A 21,088-nucleotide genomic window follows, 5' to 3' on the forward strand; every position below is an offset into this window, starting at 1 on the left:
CCACCCAACCGTGCTCAGGCGCTCCACGTCCAGGCTGCCGGGGGACGACCCCCGCGGGGACCGGCCGCGGCGGGGGCGTCGACACGGCTGAGCACCGGGTTCGTCCGGAGCATCCGGTTCAGGTTGCCCGGGTCCGGGCTCGCGCCGGTCAGCGCGGTGAGCAGCCGACGGGCGTCCGCCGTGGTGAAGGGCGATCCGAGCAGCGCACGCGTCAGGGGGACGTCCGACCAGCACCGCAGTCGCACGTGCTCCAGCGCGGCGTCGACGATCCGGTCGTGGTCGAAGGGCAGCGCGAGGGGGCGGTCCGCGGCGGCGTGCCACGTCGCCGTCGAGTCCGTGCCCGGCTCGACGACCGCCAGGAACGCGATGCTGATCGCGGCGCTCCGCGGGTCGCGGTCGGGTCCGTCGAACGCGCCGATCTGCGCCAGATGGCGGACCGCGGCCGCGTCGATCCCGGTCTTGGTGCGCAGCGCGCGCCGCGCACCGTCCGCCAGGATCTCGGTGCCGTCCAGGAGCACGCCGGGCAGGGCCTCCAGTCCGGCGTACGGGGCGTAGGCCCGACGCGCTGTGGCGACCCGCAGGCCGTCCGCCCCCGCGAACGACACCGGGACGACGTCGATCGCGATGAGCGGTTGGTCGCGGGTCGCCGATCCGGCGGCCGTCACGCGATGGTCGTCCGGCGGGCAGCGCGGGCCGCACGTTCGTCCCGCAGCGTCTGCCGGACGTCGGCGAAGGACTGGAGGCGCGTGAACCGTCCGTCGATCCACACCGGCTGGAGCAGGCTGGTCGCCTCGTCCTCGGCCGTGGCCTGGTCGGTCTGCCGGATCTCGCCGGTCTCGTCGCGGTGCAGGGCGATGCGGCCCTTCGCGCTCTTCTTGCCGCTGCCCGTCTTCGGGTCCTTCTGGATGTCGACCGGCTCGCCGTCCACCAGTGCCCAGGTCGCCTTGACGGCGCTGCCGAGGTTGTCGCGCGTCATGTACTGGTACGTGTACGACCCGATACCGAGCACGATGTTGTCGCTCGAGTAGCCCTTCGCGGCGAGGCGCTCGTAGATGCGCTGTGCCCGGTCGAGCGTGATGCTGTCGCCGTAGATGACGCCGATGTGCTGATCGAGGACCTTGAAGCCCTGGTCGTTCACGGTGTGGCCGAAGATCTCGTCGAGCAGTTCGACGACGCCCTTCTCCTCGTGGCTGCGCCCGGGGGCGAGCAACTCGGCCTCGTCCACGCCGTGCACGGTGCCGGTGACGATGTCGACCGGGTCGCCCGAGTCGGGTCGGATGACGAGCTTGCCGTCGCGGGCCGTGATGCGGTCCTTGAGGGCCGGGAGGGTCTCGGTGACGACCTTGAACAGGTCGAAGCCGTCGCTGACCGCCGACACGACGCCCGTCGGGTAGACGTCGAGGATCTGCTCGAACGTCGCGAGCTCCCCGTCGGCGCCACGGACGCACATCACGCTGTGCTCGGTCGCGGGGACGCTCGCTGCCACCAGCCCGTTGTCGCCCGGGTAGTACCGGTCGATGAAGTCGAGCGACGGCATCGAGTCGGTGCCGAGGAACGAGAGCAGGTGGCCCGCCCCGCCCGCCGCAGCCGACTCGATGCTCGACTGCCCGCGGAACGAGAAGTCGTGCGCGGCGAAGTCGATGCCGGCCGGGACGGCACCGGTGCGCGCTGCCCAGTCCTCCATCAGGTCGCGGTAGGCGAGCGCCTTGGTCGCGACCGTGGACGGGTGCCAGATCGATGCGGACAGGGCGGTCTCGATGTAGTTGGGCAGCCAGAAGAACTCGTCGATCGTGTTCTCGACGGTCAGGGTCGCGACGCCGATCGGGGCGAGGGTGCCCTCGGGCAGGGCACGGATCTCGAGCGGCAGGTAACCCAGGCGGTGCAGGGCGCGGACGTGGTCGGTGCCGATGTGGTTCGGGCCGAAGTACCCCTGCAGGGCTTCTTCGAACAGTCGGGCGACCTCGTCCTCGTCCGCGGCGAAGAACGGCGCCCAGGCCTCGACGAGCGAGCGCTGGATGAACGCCTGCAGCCCGAAGACCACGGCGTGCGTCGACTCGGGCATGTGTGCGTTCGACCGGTTCGTCCAGTTGATGAGGATCCGGGTGGTGCCCGCGGGGTAGACCTGCCGGTGCGAGTGCTTGTAGCCGTCGACGGCCAGCAGCGGCGCGATCGGGCTCGCCGTGGTGATGCGGGGTTCGAGGCCGGCGGCAGTGCCGGTCGCGTTGGCTCCGGCGGTGGTTGCGGGCGCGGTCTGGGTCATCGGATCTGCTCCGTCAGGTAGGGGGTGAGTGCGATCGTGCGCAGGCCGTCGATGGCGTTCTGCGCGGGGTACGAGTCGGTGGTGACGATCTCGCCGAAGTGGTCGGCGAGCTGCGCTGCCCGGCCGGAGAAGACACCGTGCGAGACCCAGAGGCTGAGCCGCTCCTTCGGCAGTCCCGTCGAGCCGGCGAGGCCCATGAACGTGCCGCCACCGTCGCAGATGTCGTCGACCACCAGGAACCGGCCGGTTTCCGGCAGCGGTTCGCAGGTGAAGCCGTCGAGCTTGCCGGTGTCGGGGTTGCGGTGCTTCTCGGCGCGGTACACCGGCAGGCCGCATGCCCGGGCGACCGCGGTCGCCCGGGGGACCGCGCCCTTGTCCGGGGCGATGATGCCGGTGTACGGGTCGCCACCGCCGTGCTCGGATGCCCCGACCACCGCGTCTCGGACGACCTGTTCGCTCGTGACGACGGTGAGGTTGTCGACCAGGCCGACGATGACCGGCGAGTGCGGGTCGAACGCGATGACCTGGTCGACGTGGAAGCCGTTGAGGATGTCCGCGTAGACCTTCGCGCCGAACGGCAGGCCACGGTCCTGCCGGGCTCCGGGCAGGTAGGGGACGAGCGCGACGGACTTCGAACCGCGCTGTCGCACGGCGTCCGCCCACATGCCGAGCATGATCAGGTCGTCGCCGTTCGTGCCGCGCAGGGTCGCGATCTCGGTGAGGCCCCCCGGCTCGGCGGTGTCGTTCGCGACCTTGACGTGGGCTTCACCGGCGGGGAACCGCATGGTGCAGAACGTCGGTGTCGTCTGGTTGCCCTGGGCGTCCCAGGTGCTGAGTTCGACTGCCATGGCTCGACCGTACCACGGTAATTGTCAGTGTGACAATTATTGTTCCGGTGTGATCACGGGGAGGGGACCTGCACCGACACGAGTGCACCGTCGCCGAGGTGCACGAGTGCCGAGCCGACCTGGACGCGCTCGACGATGCTGCTCCGTGGCAGGCGCATGCCCAGGAGGTCCCCCTCGGTGATCGCCTGTGGGCTCAGCAGCGCACCCGAGCGGTTGCGCTTCATGTCGACCTGCCAGCCGGTGAACCCGACACCGAACTCGGCGGTCAGTCCGGCGGCGACGATCGCCTGACCGTTGTCGGCCGCCCGCTTGACGAACCCCTGCAGCCAGCTCTTCGCCGGCGCGTCCTTGACGAGCTCGGCGTCGTCGATCACCAGGACGCGTCGACCAGGCTGCCCGTCGAACAGGGGTGCGAGGTCGTCCTCGGTCAGATCGGCACCCTCGTGCACCGCCAGGACACCCGGTTCCGCCGCCAGCCCGCGCAAGGGGGACTGTCGCGGGGTCACGAGCACGACCTCGCCGCCCTCGCGCAGGACCGAACGGGTCATCGAGAGCAGGACGGCGCTGCGTCCGGACTTCGCGGGGCCCCCGACGACGAACGAACCGGCCGCGGCCAGGTCAGGCCCGATCGCGGTGAGGTCGTCGCCGCCGATGCCGACCAGACCGAACAGGCCGGCGTCGTCGTCGCGCATCTCCCACGCACGGTCGAACGGCACGGGTCCGGACAGCTGGTCGACGCGGAAGGGACGTCGGGCGCGTTCGACGGCTCGGTCGCGTTCCGTCGCGAAGGTCGCGAGTGCCGTGATGGCGGCGGCCTGCGACTGCCCGGTGCCGGCTGCGGCGAGCAGCGCGATCTGGGTCTCCGTCGCGGACTCGGAGGCGAACGCGCGTCCGTCGGGGACCTGCTCCGGGAGCTTGCGTGGGTTCAGCGACGCCAGTCCGTAGTCGCCCCGGTCCGACAGCCGGAGGACGAGTTTGTCCTCCACCAGGGTGGCCATCCGGCTCGAGAGCAGCTGTCGGTCTCCGGTGACGACCAGGTGGATCCCGACGCTGGCGCCTTCGCGCAGCAGTGTCATCACCTGGTCGGTCGGAGCGCCGTGGTCGAGCTCGCCGAGTGAGCCGACGAAGCCCTCCCAGCGGTCGAGCATGAAGACGATGTGCGGCAGGCGTTCCGCCGGTACGACGGCCGCGGCACGCTGCTCGACGATGCTGGCGAAACCACCGTCGGCGAGCACCTGCTGGCGCCGAGCGAGTTCCTGGGTCAGCTTGGTCAGCAGCCGCTGGGCTCGTTCGGTCTGGACGCGCTGGACGACGGCCCCGGCGTGCGGGAGCGCCTGGATCGGCAGCAGCGCGCCGTTGCCGCAGTCGAGCGCGTACACGTGGACGTCGGCGGCCGAGGTGTTCCGGGCGATGGCCGCCGCGAGCGTCCGCAGCACCTGCGACCGGCCGCTCCGCGGGGCGCCGACGACGTACAGGTGCCCGTCGGAGTCGAGGTCGAGGCTGCGCACCCGCTGCGCCTGCTCGCCCGGGAAGTCCTGCAGCGCGAACGGGAGCGGCCCGACCCTGGCATCCGTGGCAGTGCTGTCGTCGAGTTCCCACGCGCGGTCGTTCAGGTCGGTGAAGAGCAGCGTCTCCGGCAGGGCATCGAGCCAGGGGCGGTAGGGAGCCGGACCGCCGAGTTCCGCTGCGGCCGCGGTGACGGCACCGACGAGCTCCTGCAGATCCGTTCGCTCGTCGGTGTGCTGCACCTCGGACTTCGGCGGTGCGGGCGGTGCAGTGCCGAGCGCCGACCACGAGACAGCACCGGCCCAGACCTGCTTGCGCTGGGTCGACTGCCCGGGGCGACGGCCACCGACGCGCCCCGACTGGAACGGCAGCAGAGCCCCGGCACCCAGACGGATGTACCCGCGGCCGGGGGTGCTCTTCTGGATCTGGGCCGCGTCGCCGGCGTCGATCACGTCGGTGCTCTCGCTCGAGTCGGTGACCCGCAGCGCGATCCGCAGGTTCGTGTTCGCGCGGATGTCGTTCGAGACGACACCGGTCGGACGCTGCGTGGCGAGGATCAGGTGGATGCCGAGGGACCGACCGCGCTGGGCGATGTTCACCAGGCCGGTGACGAAGTCGGGCAGCTCCCGCACCAGGCTCGCGAACTCGTCGATGACGATGAGCAGCCGCGGCATCGGCGGCAGCGGCTCACCACGACCGAGGCGGTCGAGGTAGTCCTCGATGTCCTTCGCTGCCGCGTCGGCCAACAGGTGCTCGCGACGACGGAGTTCCGCGCCCAGGGACTCGAGCGCTCGCTCCACCAGGTGCGTGTCGAGGTCGGTCACCATGCCGACGGTGTGCGGCAACGGTGCGAAGTCGCGGAAGGCCGCCCCGCCCTTGTAGTCGATCAGGACGAAGTTCATGCCCTCTGGGGTGTTCGTCGCCGCGAGCGAGGCGACGATCGTCTGCAGGAGCTCCGACTTGCCCGAACCAGTGGTGCCCGCGACGAGGCCGTGGGGGCCGTCCTTCCGCAGGTCGAACGCGAACGGGCCGTCCAGGCTCTCGCCCACGACGACCTCGGTCGTGCGCGGTCGCACCGACCACTTCCCGGTGATCGCACGGGCCGTCGGCGGCTCGAGCAGCATGACGTCGAGCAACCGCGACGAGGTGGGCAGTCCGCCGGCGTCGCTCTCGTCGTCGGCGTCGACCATCGGAGCGACCGCGCGGGCGACGGTCTCGAACCAGCTGTCCGGGATCCGGTCCGGCCGCACGTCGGTGACCGTCGCCTGGCGCTGCGCAGCCACCCGGATGCGTTCCGGTCCGACGGTGACGACGACGGAGCACTCCTCGGGCAGCAGCCGGGCCTCTTCCTCGATGCAGATCGCCCGGACACCCACCGCCGGCCCTTCCTTGAGGATGCGGATCAGGCCGGGCAGTGCTCGGAGCCGCCGGGCGCCGTCGAGCACGACGACGACGTCCGGACCGGGGATGCCGCGCATGTTGGACTCACGCATCGCCCGCTGTCGCGCATCGATCAGCTGACCGACCTCGGCCACCCGGGCGCCGAGCGTCTCGGCGTCGTTGCCGATCGCGATCACCGCGTCCTGCCCGAAGCCCGGCCGGGCCTGGGGGATCCACCGCAACCACGCCCACTCATCGTCCGACCGGGCGTCAGTCAGCACGACGAACTGCGTGTCACGGGGACTCTGGAGCACCGCGAGCTGCGCCACGAACCACGACGTCAGGTGCCGCGTGTGCTCGTCACGACCCGCGACACCGACGACGCCCTGCCCGCCCAGGTCGACGATCACCGGCACGTCCTCTGCCAGCTTGTCGACCGCACGACGGTGCTCGAGCGCCGCTGGGTCCTCGAGCACGACGCCGGACGGCACGTCAGCGGTGCCGACGCGCAGCGTCAGGTAGTCAGGATCGGTCCGGCGCCGCTCCCACAGGCGGGCACGACGCCGCAACGCGACGTCGAGCACGGTTGCGGGGTCGGGCGCGCTCGTCCGCAGCTCACGCTGGTACCGGACCACTGCCTCCAGGGCGTCCGCCTCGACCGCCTTCTTCGTCTCCTCGTACTCGGCGACGCGCTGCTTGTGGGTCTTCTTGCCGTTCCGGCGGTCCCACCAGGCGTTGCCGAACATGATGATCGGCGACATCAGACCGAACGCGAGGTACGCGACGTTGTGGAAAATCGAGATCATCACCGCAGCCATGCCGAGCGGCGCCAGCGCCGCGATGATCGGGATGGAGCGCCGCGACTGCTGCGCCGGCACGGCCGGCAGCTTGAAGACGGACGGGTGGTCCTCGGGCAGGAGCCGTGGCGGCCGGGTGTAGTCGAGCGAGCCGCCACCGGCGGTCAGGGTGATCGCCGCTCGGTCGGCGTCCGGCACCGCAACCGACAGCAGGGTGTCGCCGATGGTGACGATGCTGCCCGGTTCGACCGGGGTCTCGTCGTCGACCTCGGTGCGGTCCACCAGCACCGTGGAGCCCTCGGTCGGGGTGATCGTGAACCGACGGTTGAGATCGAGCCGCAGGATCGCGGCGTACTCCGGGGCGGTGCGGTCCGGCAGGGGCACCGTCGCATCAGGCGCGGAACCGACGTGGGCGATGCCCGCGTCGAGCACCACCACGGTGCCGGCACCCGGACCGCCGACGATGCGGACGCTCGGCAGGTCACCGGGCAGGGGCAGCACCGGAGCCGGTGCCCCGAACGTCAGCCGAGCGCCCTCGAGCAGCACACCATCACCGATGCGCGCGTGCGGGGTGGTCGGGACGGAGTCGACCGCGACGTCCACGATCGACGAGGCTCCCTGGCCGAGCCGCTTGGCGACGACCTCGACGATCTCGCCGAGCAGGGTGTCCTCGTCGCACTCCACCACGAAGTCGGCAGAGGCATTCGACGGAAGGTGGCTCGCAGTGAACGTCAGGCGCACGTGGAGCGCCCCGCACCGGAGATCGTGGTCGTCGTGGTCGCAGCGCGGTGGTCGGACGAAGCCCCCCGCAGCGTCATGCTGCCGCTCATGGCCTGATTCTCGCAGGTTCCCCGGTCCGGCAGGCACGGTCCGGTCGTTCCTGTGGACACCGATTGCAGACTGGAGGCGCGGTGGAGGAATCGAGGCCGGTCACGTCGTGCGTCGGGCGCAGAATCACCGCCGTGCCCCGCGGATGTGTCGGCTCCCGATGGCAACGCCGAGGCCAGCGGCGACTGCCCACGAGATGTACCGGACGAGCCATGCCGTCTCCCCGTTCCACGGACCGACGTCGTACTTGCCGCCGGGGAGGAACGACAGGCCGACGCCGATGGCGAGGACGATCAGGGCGTCGCGTGTGAACGACCACCACGGGTTCTTCGGCGTGTTCCGCCTGCGGCGTCGAGTCATTTCCTGGGCACCTTCCTGGTATCGGCAGCTCGGGGAAGCCACATCGGGCGCGTGAGGAACTGGAGCACGAGGACCAGCGACAGGACGAACAGGACGACCACGCTGATCGGGAACCACCCCGGCCGGATCCCGATGATCCCGAACGACTGCAGGAAGAGCGAGACCAATCTCATCCCACCGGCTCCGCGACCGGGATGGGATACCTCGACGCCCGGTGGGTCGGGGGCGATGGCGGAGCAGAGAACAATCAGCGCACCGCCGAGCACAGCACCCGCTGCCGAGAACGCGCGGATGCGTCGACGCGCGTCGGCTCGCGGCAGACGCGCGGCCTGGATGAACATGAAGGTCGCGCTGACGAGGGCGATGATGATCGCTCCGACGACGATGAGCGCGACGATCGCGGCCGAGGCGATCCCGATCCCGAGACCCGGACCGATCGCGAGCGTTTCCAGCGCCACCGCGAACCGGCGGCCAGGCGGAACGACTGTGAAGTCGAGGGCCGTCACCAGGACGATGTGGCTGCCGACGATGGTCGACGAAGCGGAGAGGAATTGCCGACGAGCAGGCCGCTCGGCGAGGACCAGGGCCCAGAAGTAGCCGAAGCCGACTGCGCCGTACGTGCACCAGAGGGCAATTCGGCTCCGTTCCGGCGTGCCGTCGGTCGGGAACGTGATCCACAGGCAGACCGCGATCAGCCCGAACGCGGTCAATGATGCAAGCGTCCAGGCCTGCGCCCGACGAGACATCTTCCGGTCCGTGATGTCGAGGAAACGATACGTTCTCGTCATCCTCGACGACACCCTCGGCTGGTACCGCTACTGCGCACGGAGCGAACGCGCGAGTGACTCGACGTCGGGTTCGAGCGACGGGATGAATTCTGGTGGAAGCTCCATCCGGAGCTGTGTCGCGAGGCCGTCGACCACGAACGCCGCAACCCAGCCGACTCGCTCCCCGGCACGGTTCAACGCGGCGCGCAGCCCCTGAACCCCTGGGGTGATGACGGCGGGCTCCGCGACATCGATCTCGACGTCGGTGCTGTTGCCCGGACCGACGAGCCGTCGGAGCTGTGCGGAGACGTCTTGCTCGGCTGGTTCCCAGCGCACCCGCACCATGAGCACCTCTTCCGGGAGTTCGGCGAGGTGGACGAAGTACTGCTCGTTCGGTTCGGTTGCCTGCGCGACCGACCCCAGCAGCGTCTGCAGGAACATCTGCTTCGGATGCGGGCTGAAGAGGCGACCGGGGAGGACGTCGCGCACGGCCGGTTGCGCCCACTTCATGATCTTCTTGACGGGCGCGCCGCCGAGGTCGTTCGGGACGGGAAGCCACGTCTCATGGGTCCCCGGGGCTGCGATCTGCATTCCGCTCCTCATCGCGCTCATCTGGTCGGTGGCTCACCGTATTGCATCGTGATCGCTCCGACGAAGTCGTCCACGATCGCGGACAGGTTCGTGAGTCGGGTGAGGTCGGCGTCGGCGTACGAGACGCGGACAACAGTCCCGGCGACGGCGAACGCGTACGAGACGATCCCGGTCACGGAGCGGTCTTCGCCCCCGACGTGGAACCGCACCGCGCGGACACCCTCTCCGAGGCCGGCCGCGGTGAAGGGCTCGACGATCGGGGTCTCGATGGCTGCTGGGTCTTCGACCCCGACGGCCAGAGCCAGGTCTCCGGTGTCGGTGTCGTGACCGGCAGCGATGACGCGGACGAGGGCGAGGTCCGCGTCCGCGGAGGGCAAGTAGACGGCGCGGAGTTCGTCGGGGTTGCTCGATGCGGCAACTGCCGTGAGTGACAGGGAGAGCCACTCGAAGGCCTCGGGCCGTGCGAGTGTCTTGGCCCGTGCGGTGGACGCGGCCCAGTCCTGCAGCAACTCCGGGGAAGCGAAGGACTCCCGTCCGGGTACGAGGATCCACTCGGGTCCAACGTTCGCGACCACGACTCCGGTGGCGATTCGCGAATTCATGCTGGTCCCCTGTCGGCAGCGGACATCACGGTGCCGTCACCGTCGAGCCAACGGAACGTCCCGAGGAGCGCATCGAACAACTCGGTGAGTGAACGCACCACGGCGGTCACGGCGTCGAGGCCGTGCTCGTCCGTCACGGCACTCACCACCGTGAAGACCAGCCCCAGCAGGAACGTGTCGTTGCCTGGCACCTGGACCAGCGCCGTCTGACGGGCCAGGACCTGTACGCCGTCTTGCACCGGCTCATCGGGGTCGAGTGGAGCATCGTCGACGACGCAGACCGAGCCTCCTACCGACCTGACTCGTGCACGACCTCTCGCCATCCGAGCGAGCAGGAGTTCCTCAGGGCTGTGCCCGGACGAAGCGGTCACCTCGACCTTCGCAACAGTGATGTTCGCTGCGATGGCAGTGGTGGGGATCGGCCCTTGCGTCATGTAAGTGTCGAGGAGCCGGTGGTCCGGGTCGCTCGCCAGCGCCGTGTCGAACTGGGTACCGACGGCAGCGCGCCAACCAGGCTCGTCCGGCGCGGTCGCTACGGTCCCGACCAGGTCGAGCATGCTGTCGCGATCCAGAACAGGGATGTGCATCCAGCCCGCAGGGAGGGCGATCGCGTACGATCTCGCGACAGCCTCAGCTGCTACCACGCTGCGCCTGTCCGGAAGGTCGTCTTCTTGGCCAAGTCGTTCCATGCGGGAACGTAGTCCTTGAGCCATCCGCCCCCGTCGAGCGCCATCCCGGTCCACCCCGCGCCGGTCCCGACTCGGATCCAGGTCTGGAGTTTCGCAACCGCTTCGGCGCTCTGCCCTGCAGCGCCGACACGGGAGCGGTTGAGCCACTGCGCCATCTGAGCGATGTCCTCGTCACCGGCCGCGGCGAACCGGTACCAGGGACGGAGCCCCTCGCTCGCGACTCGTTCGAAGCTCCGGTTCACCCGGACGACGGCGTTCGCGACGTCGTCCCCGCCTCGGACGAGCGATCCGACACGCGACATCCCTACCTCTGACACCGCGGTCCGACCAGCCGACACGGCGAGCTTGCCAGTACCGAACGTCGCCATGCCGACCAGGTCGAGTCCGACGTCCGCCCAGGAACCGGTACCAGCCGCTGCCTTGGCGGTGTCGCCTACCAACGCCGTACCCATGAGGATGAGCGCGGCGGCTCCGAGCCACGACGTCAACGGGAACAGCAGCGCAGCGATCGCGAGGACCGTCGCCGCGAACTGCACGACCTTCAGTACGACCGAGATCCACTCGTCGTTGTCTTTCATCCACTGCTTGAAGTCGTCCCACGCGCTGTCGTTCAGGCCGTCGTCAACGCTGTCGTCGATCTTCGCTATGGCTCGCTGCGCGGCAGTATCGAGCCCTTCCAAGGCGGCAAGCATGCTGCTCGCGGCCTGGGTCGCGTCTGCTCGTGCTCCATCGGCCCGCGACCGCTGCGTGTCCGCGAGTGTCTGGTACTCCTGCTGCTGATCGGGATCGGTGGAGCTGTTCGCGAGGTCCTGGTAGCGGTCATGGGAGCGGCTGGAGGACTGCGCTTCGGTTTCGCTCTGATCGTGCAGCCGAGTGGCACTGGATGCCTCGTCGATCGCCGTAGTGAGCGCCGTCGCGTACTCGGACAGTGCGTCTCCGGTGCCCGAGTAGCGGCCTTCGGCGCGCCCGAGCTTGTCGGCGAGGTCGCCTGCCTTTTTCAGGAAGGCGGTGACCGCTTTGCTCTCCGAATCCGAGCCGTCCAGTCGCTTGAGGGTGCTGGCCGCGTCGCTGATCGCGGTAGCGATCTGGTGGTAGCGCTGCGCCATGTCCTGAACGGCAACGGGATCGCCCGTAGGACCTGCCACGAGCGCGCTCACTTCTCGCTCGCAATCGACTTGACGAGTTCCGATTCGGTGTCGTCGAAGGCGCCATCGACGTTCAGTGCGAGCTTCGCGAGCTTCTCGATGGAATCGCTGAGTTCGCGTCGGTGACTGTCCCACCCCGATGAGAACGACCGGATGCGGTTCGCAAGCGCGGCATGCCCAACGGCGTCCGCCGCGTCACCCGAGTGCTGGTCCGCGTGGTCGAACTCGTTCTTCACCGCGTTCAGGTCGCTCCAGAGCGACTGCATCTTCGCGCCCTGGTAGCGCAGAGTCCCGCCTGCCAATGTCTTCCTCTTCCCCCGGTGTCACGTGGTCATACTGAGAGGAGTGGCCGACGTCCGAAGACGCCGGCCACCACCGTTCAGAGCCGGTCTCAGCCGATGCTGGACGCGAGCTGCTCGTCGGTCGACTCGAGCGTGTTCGCCGCGCTCTCGAGGAACCCGGCCATGCCGTCGATGGCCTGGACCGTCTGCGTCGCACCGGAGTTGAACTCCGAGTACGTCGAGTCGAAGGCCTTCGAGGACTTGTCGGTGACGTAGCCCGACGAGACGAGGTTGTCGATCTGGCTCTTGAGCTGGCTCAGCTGGTCTTCGATGGCTTTCTGGCCGTTGCGAAGCTGCGAAGCCTGGTTGCGAAGATCGTCGTAGGTGACGTTGACATTGGCCATGGCGCATGCCCTCCCGATGCGTATGTGAAGTACCGGGAGCCCCCCGGCGCTTCTCGACCATACTTGATCCCGTTGCAGCCCGCACCATTCCTGAACGATCTCCATGATGAAGGGGGACACCGTGGCACGACGCCGCAAGGACGACGAGGGGCCGAAGCGCCCCGCGGTCACGCGTGCAGACGTCGAGCGCGACCGGCAGGCCGGCTACCTGTCCCGCGCCTGGGTGCTGCCCGCTGCCCCGGTGTCGGACGACGAACCCGACGCCGTCGTCCAGACCGAGCAGCCGCTGCCCACGATCGGGGTCGTGCCGCGCCTCGTGCTCGAGATCGCCCCGGGCAACGTCGTCCCGCTCGACCAGCCCGTGGTCGTGGGGCGACGCGTCCCGACCGCGCCGGGGCGACGAGCGGTCCTGCTCGACGACCCGGGGAAGTCGGTGTCGCGCGAGCACGCCGCGATGCGGCCGACGGGTGACGGCGGCCTGGTTGTCGAGGACCTCGGTTCGTCGAACGGCACCGTGGTCGTGCGCGCGTCCGGTGCCCAGGAACCCAGCGTGGGCGGTGCGCAGGTCATCGCCCGGCCCGGTGACGTCGTGATGGTGGGGGACTACGCCGTGCGCGTGCTCGCAGGCTGACCAGCACCAGCACCAGCACCAGCACCAGCACCGCCACCAGCACCGGCGCCACCAGCCCCACCAGCCGCGCTGCGTCGCTCGGCGGTCCGCCGCATCGCCCGCAGCAGCACCGGCCCCGGCACCCGCAGCAGCGCCCGCGGCACGAGCGACCGCACCCCGGCCACCACCCGCACGGTCCGCCGGAAGCGCCGCTCCTCGCGCCGCCCCCACGCGAAGCCGTACGCCGTGCGCACCGGTTCCGGCAGCATCCCCACGGTCACGATGCGCACGAGGGGCATCGCCGCCCGCACCCACAGCGGCGCGAACCGCGGGTGCAGCAGGTCACGGACGACCCCGCGGGCGTCGTCGGTGACCTGCAGTCCGTCGAGCGTCTGCTGCCAGTACCGGTCGAACGCCGCCACCGAGGTCGGCCAGCGCTCCGCTGGCACCCGCAGCGCGGTCGCGATCGGCGCGTAGGCGGCGAGGACCTGCTCGGCCCGGGCAGCGGAGACCTTCGTGCCGAACAGGTCGTGCGCCCGCCGGGCGGAGTCGAACAGGGTCGCGGCCACCCAGAGCTGCCGGTCGACGTCGTCGGCGCCGGCGACGGGCCCGTGCGCGTGGTTGACGAAGCCCGTCGCGGTCGCCGAGTCGGACTCCGTGCCGATGACGACGGCGTAGATGAACATCAGGGTGTGGGCGAGCCGCTGCTGGGGTCGCCGGGCGAAGTCCGAGTGCCGTCGGACACCGGCCGCGACGACCGGGTCGGCGATCTGCAGCAGGATGGCGCGGCCGCCCGCGGCCACGGGTGTGCTGTCGGCGAGGAACCGACGCAGGTGACGGTCGTGGACGTGCGCGGGAGACGGACGGGAGGCCCGGTGCGGGTCGTGCGCCGAGCCTCCAGGCCGTGGGGTGGTCACGCTGTACCCCGTCGGCGTCGCGCCCGCAGGACGGGTCGCAGGTCCACAGCGATCGCCACCAGGAGCGCGACTGCGCCGACGATCACGGCGACCCGTGCGGAGGCGGGGTCGACGGGCGCGTCACCGGTCAGGGCGAGGAGCGTCGCGACGAGCCAGATCGCGGGGAGCGGCCAGAGGCGGGTCGGGGAACCGGTGACCAGCGCGCCGAGGACGCCGGCGACGAGCAGCGGGACCCAGCGGCCACCGGGCTCCGAGCGGGCGGCGAGGTGCGCTGCGGCGGCGACCAGCAGCATCACCGCGACGGCCAGCAGCCGCGCCGCCGAGGGCATGCTGCGGACGCTGGCACGGACTCGTCGGAACACGGCCCGATGCTACCGAGCCGTGTTCCGGGGGAGCCTGATCAGGTCAGCGCTCAGAGCGGCTTCGTGCCGAGGTCGCCGCCGAGGTCCGGGCGCTCCTCGTCCTGCTCCCACAGGTCGGGCGAGCCCTCGCGCGGGGATCCGCCGGTGGGACCGTCGTCGGAGCCGTCACCGGGCTGCGGTTCCACCGTCTCGCCGGCGACCGCGTCGTTCGTGACGGTCTCGAGCGACTCCTCGGCCTCGTCCACCTCGTACGGGCCGACGTGCTCACGGTCGATGTCGTCGTCGCGACGCTGCTGGGAGTCGAAGTCGTCGACGGGGCTGATGCCGGGGTCGCTCATGGTGGTTCCTTTCCGTTGCGGGCTTCCTGCCTACCCGCGGGTGCTTGGCGGCTGTCCGGTTTCGTGTCGTGTTCACCCGGGCGTCACCTCCCGGTCACGCCGTCACGGCAGCATCGCCGATGCTCGGGGGAGTGGAGCGCGGTCGCCGACGGGTGGTCGAGCGACCGCGCCTTCCCCGCCCGGGTCGGCTGCGCTGGTGCGCTGGCCGCCGGTGCGCTCCGTCCGTGCTCCGTCCGTGCCGCTGTCAGACGCGTTCGAGCAGGTCGCGTTCCTCGACGTCGGCGAGTGCGAGGGTGCGGTAACCGGCGGACTCGAAGAACACCGTGATGCGGTCCTCTTCCGTGCTCATCACCACGCCAGTGCCCCACTCCGCGTGCTCGACGCGGGCATCCGGTGGCCAGACGGCGTCGTTCGCACCGTCGGCGACGTGGGCGGAGGCGTCGCGTGCCGTGCCCGACGAGCAGGTGTCGCAGTTGCCGCACGGCTCCGGCAGTTCGTCGCCGAAGTAGCCGAGCAGGAACTGCCGGCGGCACGCGGTCGTCTCGGCGAGCTGGCGCATCATCGCGATGCGGGACTCCTCGACCCGTTCCCGTTCGGCGGCTCGGTCGGCGGTGGCGCGGGCCGCACGGTCGGCGTCCCGGGGGCCGTCCGGCATCCGGGAGACACCGTCGACGTCGTCGCGCAGGGCGCCGGCGTCGAGCAGGGCGTTGAGCGCACGGCCGGCGGTGCGGGCCGACAGACCCGAGGCTTCCGTGAGCGCGGAACGGGCGATCGAGCCGCTGGGCGGGACGGCGTCGAAGACGGCCCGCACCGATGCGGGCCGGGGGGAGCCGGACGCGAAGAACGTGCGCAGGCCGAAGTCCTCGGCGCGGTAGTGCAGGGTGGCGCCGGCCGGTTCGGCGTCCCGCCCGGCCCGTCCGATCTCCTGGTAGTAGGCGTCGACCGACTCCGGGACGTCGGCGTGCACGACGTACCGGACGTCGGGCTTGTCGATGCCCATGCCGAACGCGCTGGTCGCCACCACCACGTCGACGTCGCCGTCCAGGAACCCGGTGTGCACGGACTCGCGCTCCGCCACGCGCATGCCGGCGTGGTACGGCTGCGCGCGACGACCACGGGTGGCGAGGGCATCGGCGTACTCCGTGGTCGCGGCGCGGGTGGCGACGTAGACGACCGTGGCCCCGTCCAGTTCGGCGACCTGGTCGACCACGGCCTGGCGCTTCTCGGCGTCCTCGGCGTGCCGGATGACCTCGAGTCGGATGCCGGGTCGGTCGAACCCCGACGCGAGCACGAACGGGTCGCGCATGCGGAGCCGCTCGACGATGTCGTCCCGCACCGGAGCGGAGCCCGTCGCGGTCAGGGCGAGCACGGGCGGGCGGCCCAGGCGCTCCGCGACCTCGCCGAGCGCCAGGTAGTCCGGTCGGAAGTCGTGACCCCAGGACGAGATGCAGTGCGCCTCGTCGACGGCGACCAGCGCGACGCCGGCATCGCGGAGTCGCTCGAGCACGTCGTCCTTCACCAGCTGTTCGGGCGCCAGGAACACGTAGCCGACCTGGCCCGCGGCCACGGCATCCCAGGCATCGGCGACGTCCCGGGCCTTCTTCGTGGCGTTCAGGGCGACGGCGCGGGGCGCACCCGGATGGTGCTCGAGCCCGACCACCTGGTCCTCCTGCAGCGCGACGAGCGGGGAGACCACGACGACGAGCCCGTCCAGGCCGAGGCCGGCGACCTGGTAGATCGCCGACTTCCCCGAACCGGTGGGCATGACCGCCAGGGCGTCGCGGCCTTCGAGGACCGCGTCGATGACGGACTCCTGGTCGGGGCGGAGCTTCCAGCCGAAGACCTCGGTGGCGCGGGTACGGAGTTCGGGGTGCACCGATCCACAGTGCCGAGCGGGAGCCTGAGGCCGGTCCCAGCGATGCGCGCAGCGGCTCACGCCCGTCGGAGCCGGCCCGCTCCGGCATCCGTGCACCGGCCGTCCACCGAGCAGCGCTAGGCTGCGTGGCGGCCGTTGTCTCGACATCGAGCGACCCTCGATGTGGAGTGCGCGACCGGGAAACCGATGCCGATCGCACGAACCGTGCGGGAAGAAGAACAGCGTGGATCTTTTCGAGTATCAGGCCAGGGACATCTTCGAGTCCTACGGCGTCCCCGTGTTGCAGGGGATCATCGCCGACACCCCCGAGCAGGCGAAGGCGGCGGCCGAGAAGATCGGCGGCGTCGTGGTCGTCAAGGCGCAGGTGAAGGTCGGCGGTCGCGGCAAGGCCGGCGGCGTCAAGGTCGCGAAGACCCCGGACGAGGCCTTCGAACACGCGCAGGCCATCCTCGGCCTCGACATCAAGGGCCACACCGTCCAGCGGGTCATGGTCGCCCAGGGTGCCGACATCGCCGAGGAGTTCTACTTCTCCGTGCTGCTCGACCGGGCCAACCGCTCCTACCTCTCGCTCACCAGCGTCGAGGGCGGCATGGAGATCGAGCAGCTCGCCGTCGAGAAGCCCGAGGCACTCGCCCGGGTCGAGGTCGACCCGCTGACCGGCATCGACAAGGCCGCGGCGCTCGAGATCGCCGCGCAGGCGAACTTCCCATCGGAGCTGCAGGACGCCGTCGCCGACGTCTTCGTCAAGCTCTACGACGTCTACAAGGGCGAGGACGCGACCCTCGTCGAGGTCAACCCCCTGGTCCGCACCGGCGACGGCCAGATCCTGGCACTCGACGGCAAGGTCTCGCTCGACGAGAACGCCGACTTCCGCCACGAGGGCCACAAGGACCTCGAGGACACCGCCAGCGAGGACCCGCTCGAGGCCAAGGCGAAGGCCCACGGGCTGAACTACGTCAAGCTCGACGGCCAGGTCGGCGTCATCGGCAACGGCGCGGGGCTCGTCATGTCGACGCTCGACGTCGTCGCCTACGCCGGTGAGCGCCACGGCGGCGTGAAGCCCGCCAACTTCCTCGACATCGGCGGCGGCGCCTCGGCCGAGGTCATGGCCAACGGCCTCGACGTCATCCTCGGCGACCCGCAGGTGAAGAGCGTCTTCGTGAACGTCTTCGGCGGCATCACCGCGTGCGACGCCGTCGCGAACGGCATCGTCGCCGCGCTCGGCATCCTCGGCGACGCGGCCACCAAGCCGCTCGTCGTGCGCCTCGACGGCAACAACGTGGAAGAGGGTCGTCGGATCCTGGCGGAGGCAGCGCACCCGCTCGTCACCGTTGCCGCGACCATGGACGATGCGGCCGAGCAGGCCGCCGAACTCGCCGCCGCAGCGGCCTGAAGGGACTGACCATGTCGATCTTCCTCAACAAGGACTCCAAGGTCATCGTCCAGGGCATCACCGGCGGCGAGGGCACGAAGCACACCGCCCTGATGCTCAAGGCCGGCACGAACGTCGTCGGCGGTGTCAACGCCCGCAAGGCCGGCACCACCGTCACCCACGGTGACGTCGAGCTGCCGGTCTTCGGCTCGGTGCGCGAGGCCATCGACACCACCGGTGCCGACGTCTCGATCGTCTTCGTCCCGCCGGCGTTCGCGAAGGACGCGGTGACGGAGGCCATCGACGCCGAGATCCCGCTCGTCGTCGTCATCACCGAGGGCATCCCCGTGCAGGACTCGGCCGAGTTCTGGGCGCACGCCAAGGCGAAGGGCGGAACGACCCGGATCATCGGGCCGAACTGCCCCGGCATCATCACCCCGGGGGAGTCGCTCGTCGGCATCACCCCCGCGACGATCACCGGCAAGGGCCCGATCGGGCTCGTCTCGAAGTCCGGCACCCTGACCTACCAGATGATGTACGAGCTCCGTGACCTGGGCTTCTCGACCGCCATCGGCATCGGCGGCGACCCCGTCATCGGCACGACGCACATCGATGCGCTCGCCGCGTTCGAGGCCGACCCCGAGACCGAGGCCATCGTGATGATCGGTGAGATCGGTGGCGACGCCGAGGAGCGCGCGGCCGAGTTCATCAAGGCGCACGTCACCAAGCCGGTCGTCGGCTACGTCGCGGGCTTCACCGCTCCCGAGGGCAAGACGATGGGGCACGCCGGCGCGATCGTGTCCGGTTCGGCCGGCACCGCCGAGGCGAAGAAGCAGGCGCTCGAGGCCGCAGGCGTCAAGGTCGGCAAGACGCCGTCCGAGACCGCCGCGCTCCTGCGCGAGGTCGTCGCCGCCCGCTAGCGACCAGCCCGTTCCGCAAAACACCGGTGTTCGTCGGGTGAACCGCGTCCTGCGCGTGTTCGTCCTGCGAACACCGGTGTTTTGCGTCGGCAGCCGCGCGGCTCCGGGGTGGCCGCGCGAGGGGCACGTATCCTCGCTGCGATGAACCGCCTGGGAACCGCTCTGCTCGCCGCGATCGAGGCGGTCGTGACGGTCGGCGTCGGCATCGGGATCGCCCTCGTGCCGCTGACGCTGCTCTGGGGGTTCGAGTACGGCCTGCAGGTCGACTGGGACGTCTTCTGGAAGGCCACCGGCAGCGTCTGGCTCGTCGGGCACGGCGTCGACGTCTCGTTCCTGCTCGGTTCCGCACTCGCCAAGAGCACCGGGGTCAGCGGCGCAGCCGACCCCATCCACGTCACCCTGGCGGCCCTCGGGTTCGCGGTCGTGACCGCCTGGCTGGGCGCCCGTGCCGGACGCCGGTTCGCCGAAACCGAGCACCGCACGACCGGCCTGCTGGTCGGCACCGCCGTCGTCGCGGTCCTCGGTCTGGCCGTCGCGCTGTCGACGACCTCCGCCGCCACCCACCCCACGCTCTGGCAGGCCGTGGTGCTGCCGGCGCTCTGGTTCGGGATCCCCGCACTCGCCGCGTCCGAGGTCTGCCGTCGTCGCCGGGACATGCCCGCCGACGCCGTCACCCAGCGGGTCATCGACCTGGTCGACCGCGTCCCCGCCGTCTGGCGGTCCGTCGCCGGGTTCGGCCTGCGCGCCGGGACCGCCGCGACCGCCGTGGTCGTCGGCGTGGCCGCGGTGCTGGTCGGCCTGCTGCTCTTCACCTCGTTCGCCGAGGTCATCACCCTGTACGAGCAGTCGCACGCCGGGGTCATCGGTGGTGTCGCGCTCACCGTCGGACAGCTCGCGTTCCTGCCGGACTTCGTCGGGTGGGCGACCTCGTGGCTGATCGGCCCCGGGTTCGCCATCGGCACCGGGTCGAGCGTGTCCCCGATCGCCACGACCCTGGGCCCGATCCCCGGCCTGCCGGTCTTCGGCGCGCTGCCGACCTCGGGTCACACCTTCGGGCTCGTCTGGATCCTGGTGCCCGTCATCGCCGGGTTCGCGATCGGCGGCTCGATGCGGCCCCGGTTGGTGCGGGCCCTGGGCACCGCCGACTCCGCGCTGCACCGTGCGTTCGGCGGCGTCGCGGCAGGACTCGTCGCCGGCGTGCTCACGGGGCTCGTCGCCTGGGTGTCGTCCGGATCGTTCGGCCCGGGACGCCTGGCCGACGTCGGCCCGAACGCCCTGGCGGTCGGTGGGTTCGCCGCACTCGAGGTCGGCCTGCCGGCGATCATCGCCCTCGCCGCGGGCAGTGACCTCGTCCGCCTGCCGGAGGGCGGGTGGAGGCGCGAGCGCTGGACCGAAGCGGACGAGGCCGCCGAGGCCGACGAGGACCACGACACCGCGCGCGCCGGAGCAGACCTCGGCGAGGGGTCTCTGCTCGCCGCGCTCGACCAGGCCGGGGCCGGACGGACCACCGACGTGCACCGCTTCGTCGTCGAGGAGTCCCACGACGGGTCGACGGCAGCGCGCCCGCGGGCGACGACCGAACACGCGACGACCGAACACACGACCGGGCCGATCGGCAGCGAGGTCGTCGGGGACGAGCCGGCCGATGCGACACCGCCCCGCCCCGCCCGCGAACCCGACCCCGCCTCCGCACCCACGCCTCCACCCCGCGCACCGCGTGCCGGCGACACCGACCACGACGTCGAGCTCCCCGACTGGGCGAAGACCGACGCGGTGGCCGCCGACCGCCTCGCCGCCGAGCCCGAACCGGTGCGACGCGGTACCGGACGAGCAGCCCTGGGCGGCCTGCGCGACCGTCTGGCCGGCGCGGCCGAGGGGGTCCGGGGACGCGCCGGTGCACTGCGCGGCCGCGTGACCGGCTCCGACGCCGAGCCGCAGCAGCCCGCCCCCGAGCCGCCCACGGCCACCGCCCCCGCGGCAGCACCGCCGCGCGTGCCCACCGACGCCCAGCCCGCGTTCCCGTGGAGCACCGAGGAGTTCGTCGCCGGCCGGGACGACCTGGACGAGACCGCCGAGGCGGACCGCGTCGACGTCGCCCACGACACCCGGGCGGCCACACCGGAGCGGGAGCAGCAGCCCCGCCAGGCGAAGTGGGACGTCACCGACCAGATCCCCGAGGACGAACTGCCCTGGTGGCGACAGCCGAAGGACGACCGGTAACAGCGCCCGCCGACG

General features: G+C 70.9%; 21 protein-coding genes. 5 read left to right on the top strand and 16 right to left on the bottom strand.

What is annotated here, in order from left to right:
* Positions 1–14: 14 nt before the first annotated feature.
* Genes ITJ50_RS04755 through ITJ50_RS17765 form a run of 4 tightly spaced genes read right to left on the bottom strand, consistent with a single transcriptional unit; the run spans position 15 to position 7,478 of the window.
* On the bottom strand, positions 15–665 hold the full coding sequence (locus ITJ50_RS04755; protein WP_017885456.1) for an NUDIX domain-containing protein: 651 nt from the start codon (positions 663–665) through the stop codon (positions 15–17).
* Entirely contained in the window at positions 662–2,260 is a 1,599-nt protein-coding gene (locus tag ITJ50_RS04760; protein WP_228500952.1) for a nicotinate phosphoribosyltransferase, read from the bottom strand. The genes ITJ50_RS04755 and ITJ50_RS04760 overlap by 4 nt, the downstream gene beginning before the upstream one ends.
* On the bottom strand, positions 2,257–3,108 hold the full coding sequence (locus tag ITJ50_RS04765; protein ID WP_071250185.1) for a phosphoribosyltransferase family protein: 852 nt from the start codon (positions 3,106–3,108) through the stop codon (positions 2,257–2,259). Before ITJ50_RS04765 ends, ITJ50_RS04760 begins: the two co-directional genes overlap by 4 nt.
* A gap of 53 nt (positions 3,109–3,161) precedes the next feature.
* Entirely contained in the window at positions 3,162–7,478 is a 4,317-nt protein-coding gene (locus ITJ50_RS17765) for an FtsK/SpoIIIE domain-containing protein (RefSeq protein ID WP_323749885.1), read from the bottom strand.
* Positions 7,479–7,505: 27 nt separating this feature from the next.
* Here ITJ50_RS17765 and ITJ50_RS17610 point away from each other — a divergent pair, with 27 nt between their 5' ends.
* The gene (locus tag ITJ50_RS17610) at positions 7,506–7,628 is read left to right on the top strand and encodes a hypothetical protein (protein ID WP_267237812.1); all 123 of its coding nucleotides are present in this window, start codon (positions 7,506–7,508) and stop codon (positions 7,626–7,628) included.
* Between the two features lie 117 nt (positions 7,629–7,745).
* Here the strand turns inward: ITJ50_RS17610 and ITJ50_RS04775 are convergent, their stop codons facing one another.
* The 8 genes from ITJ50_RS04775 to ITJ50_RS04810 all read right to left on the bottom strand — a co-directional run bounded on the left by ITJ50_RS04775 (position 7,746) and on the right by ITJ50_RS04810 (position 12,458).
* Entirely contained in the window at positions 7,746–7,979 is a 234-nt protein-coding gene (locus tag ITJ50_RS04775) for a hypothetical protein (protein WP_071250189.1), read from the bottom strand.
* The gene (locus ITJ50_RS04780) at positions 7,976–8,767 is read right to left on the bottom strand and encodes a hypothetical protein (RefSeq protein WP_194590011.1); all 792 of its coding nucleotides are present in this window, start codon (positions 8,765–8,767) and stop codon (positions 7,976–7,978) included. Before ITJ50_RS04780 ends, ITJ50_RS04775 begins: the two co-directional genes overlap by 4 nt.
* Positions 8,768–8,794: 27 nt before the next feature.
* On the bottom strand, positions 8,795–9,337 hold the full coding sequence (locus tag ITJ50_RS04785; protein ID WP_071250193.1) for a hypothetical protein: 543 nt from the start codon (positions 9,335–9,337) through the stop codon (positions 8,795–8,797).
* Between the two features lie 17 nt (positions 9,338–9,354).
* On the bottom strand, positions 9,355–9,939 hold the full coding sequence (locus tag ITJ50_RS04790) for a hypothetical protein (protein ID WP_139179597.1): 585 nt from the start codon (positions 9,937–9,939) through the stop codon (positions 9,355–9,357).
* Positions 9,936–10,628, bottom strand: coding sequence for a hypothetical protein (locus tag ITJ50_RS04795; protein ID WP_139179598.1), 693 nt, complete (start codon positions 10,626–10,628; stop codon positions 9,936–9,938). The genes ITJ50_RS04790 and ITJ50_RS04795 overlap by 4 nt, the downstream gene beginning before the upstream one ends.
* Positions 10,577–11,785, bottom strand: a complete 1,209-nt coding sequence (locus ITJ50_RS04800; protein WP_071250201.1) for a putative T7SS-secreted protein — start codon at positions 11,783–11,785, stop codon at positions 10,577–10,579. The genes ITJ50_RS04795 and ITJ50_RS04800 overlap by 52 nt, the downstream gene beginning before the upstream one ends.
* Positions 11,782–12,075, bottom strand: coding sequence for a hypothetical protein (locus tag ITJ50_RS04805; RefSeq protein WP_071250203.1), 294 nt, complete (start codon positions 12,073–12,075; stop codon positions 11,782–11,784). The genes ITJ50_RS04800 and ITJ50_RS04805 overlap by 4 nt, the downstream gene beginning before the upstream one ends.
* Before the next feature lie 89 nt (positions 12,076–12,164).
* Complete coding sequence (locus tag ITJ50_RS04810) at positions 12,165–12,458, bottom strand: WXG100 family type VII secretion target (RefSeq protein WP_042539789.1); 294 nt, start codon at positions 12,456–12,458, stop codon at positions 12,165–12,167.
* Positions 12,459–12,561: 103 nt separating this feature from the next.
* On the opposite strand from ITJ50_RS04810, the gene ITJ50_RS04815 reads away from it, so the two are divergent.
* Positions 12,562–13,089: an FHA domain-containing protein gene (locus ITJ50_RS04815; RefSeq protein ID WP_042539791.1), complete on the top strand. Its 528-nt coding sequence runs from the start codon at positions 12,562–12,564 to the stop codon at positions 13,087–13,089.
* Here ITJ50_RS04815 and ITJ50_RS04820 read toward each other — a convergent pair.
* The 4 genes from ITJ50_RS04820 to ITJ50_RS04835 form a co-directional block, all read right to left on the bottom strand.
* Positions 13,062–13,985, bottom strand: coding sequence for an oxygenase MpaB family protein (locus ITJ50_RS04820; protein WP_194590012.1), 924 nt, complete (start codon positions 13,983–13,985; stop codon positions 13,062–13,064). The two genes, ITJ50_RS04815 and ITJ50_RS04820, sit on opposite strands and share 28 nt — an antisense overlap.
* On the bottom strand, positions 13,982–14,347 hold the full coding sequence (locus ITJ50_RS04825; protein WP_194590013.1) for a hypothetical protein: 366 nt from the start codon (positions 14,345–14,347) through the stop codon (positions 13,982–13,984). The genes ITJ50_RS04820 and ITJ50_RS04825 overlap by 4 nt, the downstream gene beginning before the upstream one ends.
* A 50-nt stretch (positions 14,348–14,397) precedes the next feature.
* Positions 14,398–14,685: a hypothetical protein gene (locus tag ITJ50_RS04830; RefSeq protein ID WP_017888156.1), complete on the bottom strand. Its 288-nt coding sequence runs from the start codon at positions 14,683–14,685 to the stop codon at positions 14,398–14,400.
* 244 nt (positions 14,686–14,929) lie between these two features.
* Entirely contained in the window at positions 14,930–16,561 is a 1,632-nt protein-coding gene (locus ITJ50_RS04835; protein WP_140448535.1) for a RecQ family ATP-dependent DNA helicase, read from the bottom strand.
* Between the two features lie 223 nt (positions 16,562–16,784).
* Here ITJ50_RS04835 and sucC point away from each other — a divergent pair, with 223 nt between their 5' ends.
* The 3 genes from sucC (at position 16,785) to ITJ50_RS04850 (ending at position 21,073) form a co-directional block, all read left to right on the top strand.
* Complete coding sequence (gene sucC, locus ITJ50_RS04840; protein ID WP_194590014.1) at positions 16,785–17,954, top strand: ADP-forming succinate--CoA ligase subunit beta; 1,170 nt, start codon at positions 16,785–16,787, stop codon at positions 17,952–17,954.
* A gap of 11 nt (positions 17,955–17,965) precedes the next feature.
* Positions 17,966–18,853: a succinate--CoA ligase subunit alpha gene (gene sucD / locus ITJ50_RS04845; RefSeq protein ID WP_042539799.1), complete on the top strand. Its 888-nt coding sequence runs from the start codon at positions 17,966–17,968 to the stop codon at positions 18,851–18,853.
* 141 nt (positions 18,854–18,994) lie between these two features.
* On the top strand, positions 18,995–21,073 hold the full coding sequence (locus ITJ50_RS04850; protein ID WP_194590015.1) for a DUF6350 family protein: 2,079 nt from the start codon (positions 18,995–18,997) through the stop codon (positions 21,071–21,073).
* The last annotated feature ends 15 nt before the right edge of the window (positions 21,074–21,088 follow it).

The sequence above is a fragment of the Curtobacterium sp. VKM Ac-2889 genome (genome assembly GCF_015350855.1).
Taxonomy (GTDB): Bacteria; Actinomycetota; Actinomycetes; order Actinomycetales; family Microbacteriaceae; genus Curtobacterium; species Curtobacterium poinsettiae.

Excerpts from the sequence above, each read along its gene's own strand:
- ITJ50_RS04760 (WP_228500952.1), bottom strand. The coding sequence starts at position 2,260 with ATGACCCAGACCGCGCCCGCAACCACCGCCGGAGCCAACGCGACCGGC.
- ITJ50_RS04765 (WP_071250185.1), bottom strand. The coding sequence starts at position 3,108 with ATGGCAGTCGAACTCAGCACCTGGGACGCCCAGGGCAACCAGACGACA.
- ITJ50_RS04775 (WP_071250189.1), bottom strand. The coding sequence starts at position 7,979 with ATGACTCGACGCCGCAGGCGGAACACGCCGAAGAACCCGTGGTGGTCG.
- ITJ50_RS04780 (WP_194590011.1), bottom strand. The coding sequence starts at position 8,767 with ATGACGAGAACGTATCGTTTCCTCGACATCACGGACCGGAAGATGTCT.
- ITJ50_RS04785 (WP_071250193.1), bottom strand. The coding sequence starts at position 9,337 with ATGCAGATCGCAGCCCCGGGGACCCATGAGACGTGGCTTCCCGTCCCG.
- ITJ50_RS04790 (WP_139179597.1), bottom strand. The coding sequence starts at position 9,939 with ATGAATTCGCGAATCGCCACCGGAGTCGTGGTCGCGAACGTTGGACCC.
- ITJ50_RS04795 (WP_139179598.1), bottom strand. The coding sequence starts at position 10,628 with ATGGAACGACTTGGCCAAGAAGACGACCTTCCGGACAGGCGCAGCGTG.
- ITJ50_RS04810 (WP_042539789.1), bottom strand. The coding sequence starts at position 12,458 with ATGGCCAATGTCAACGTCACCTACGACGATCTTCGCAACCAGGCTTCG.
- ITJ50_RS04815 (WP_042539791.1), top strand. The coding sequence starts at position 12,562 with ATGATGAAGGGGGACACCGTGGCACGACGCCGCAAGGACGACGAGGGG.
- ITJ50_RS04830 (WP_017888156.1), bottom strand. The coding sequence starts at position 14,685 with ATGAGCGACCCCGGCATCAGCCCCGTCGACGACTTCGACTCCCAGCAG.
- sucD (WP_042539799.1), top strand. The coding sequence starts at position 17,966 with ATGTCGATCTTCCTCAACAAGGACTCCAAGGTCATCGTCCAGGGCATC.
- ITJ50_RS04850 (WP_194590015.1), top strand. The coding sequence starts at position 18,995 with ATGAACCGCCTGGGAACCGCTCTGCTCGCCGCGATCGAGGCGGTCGTG.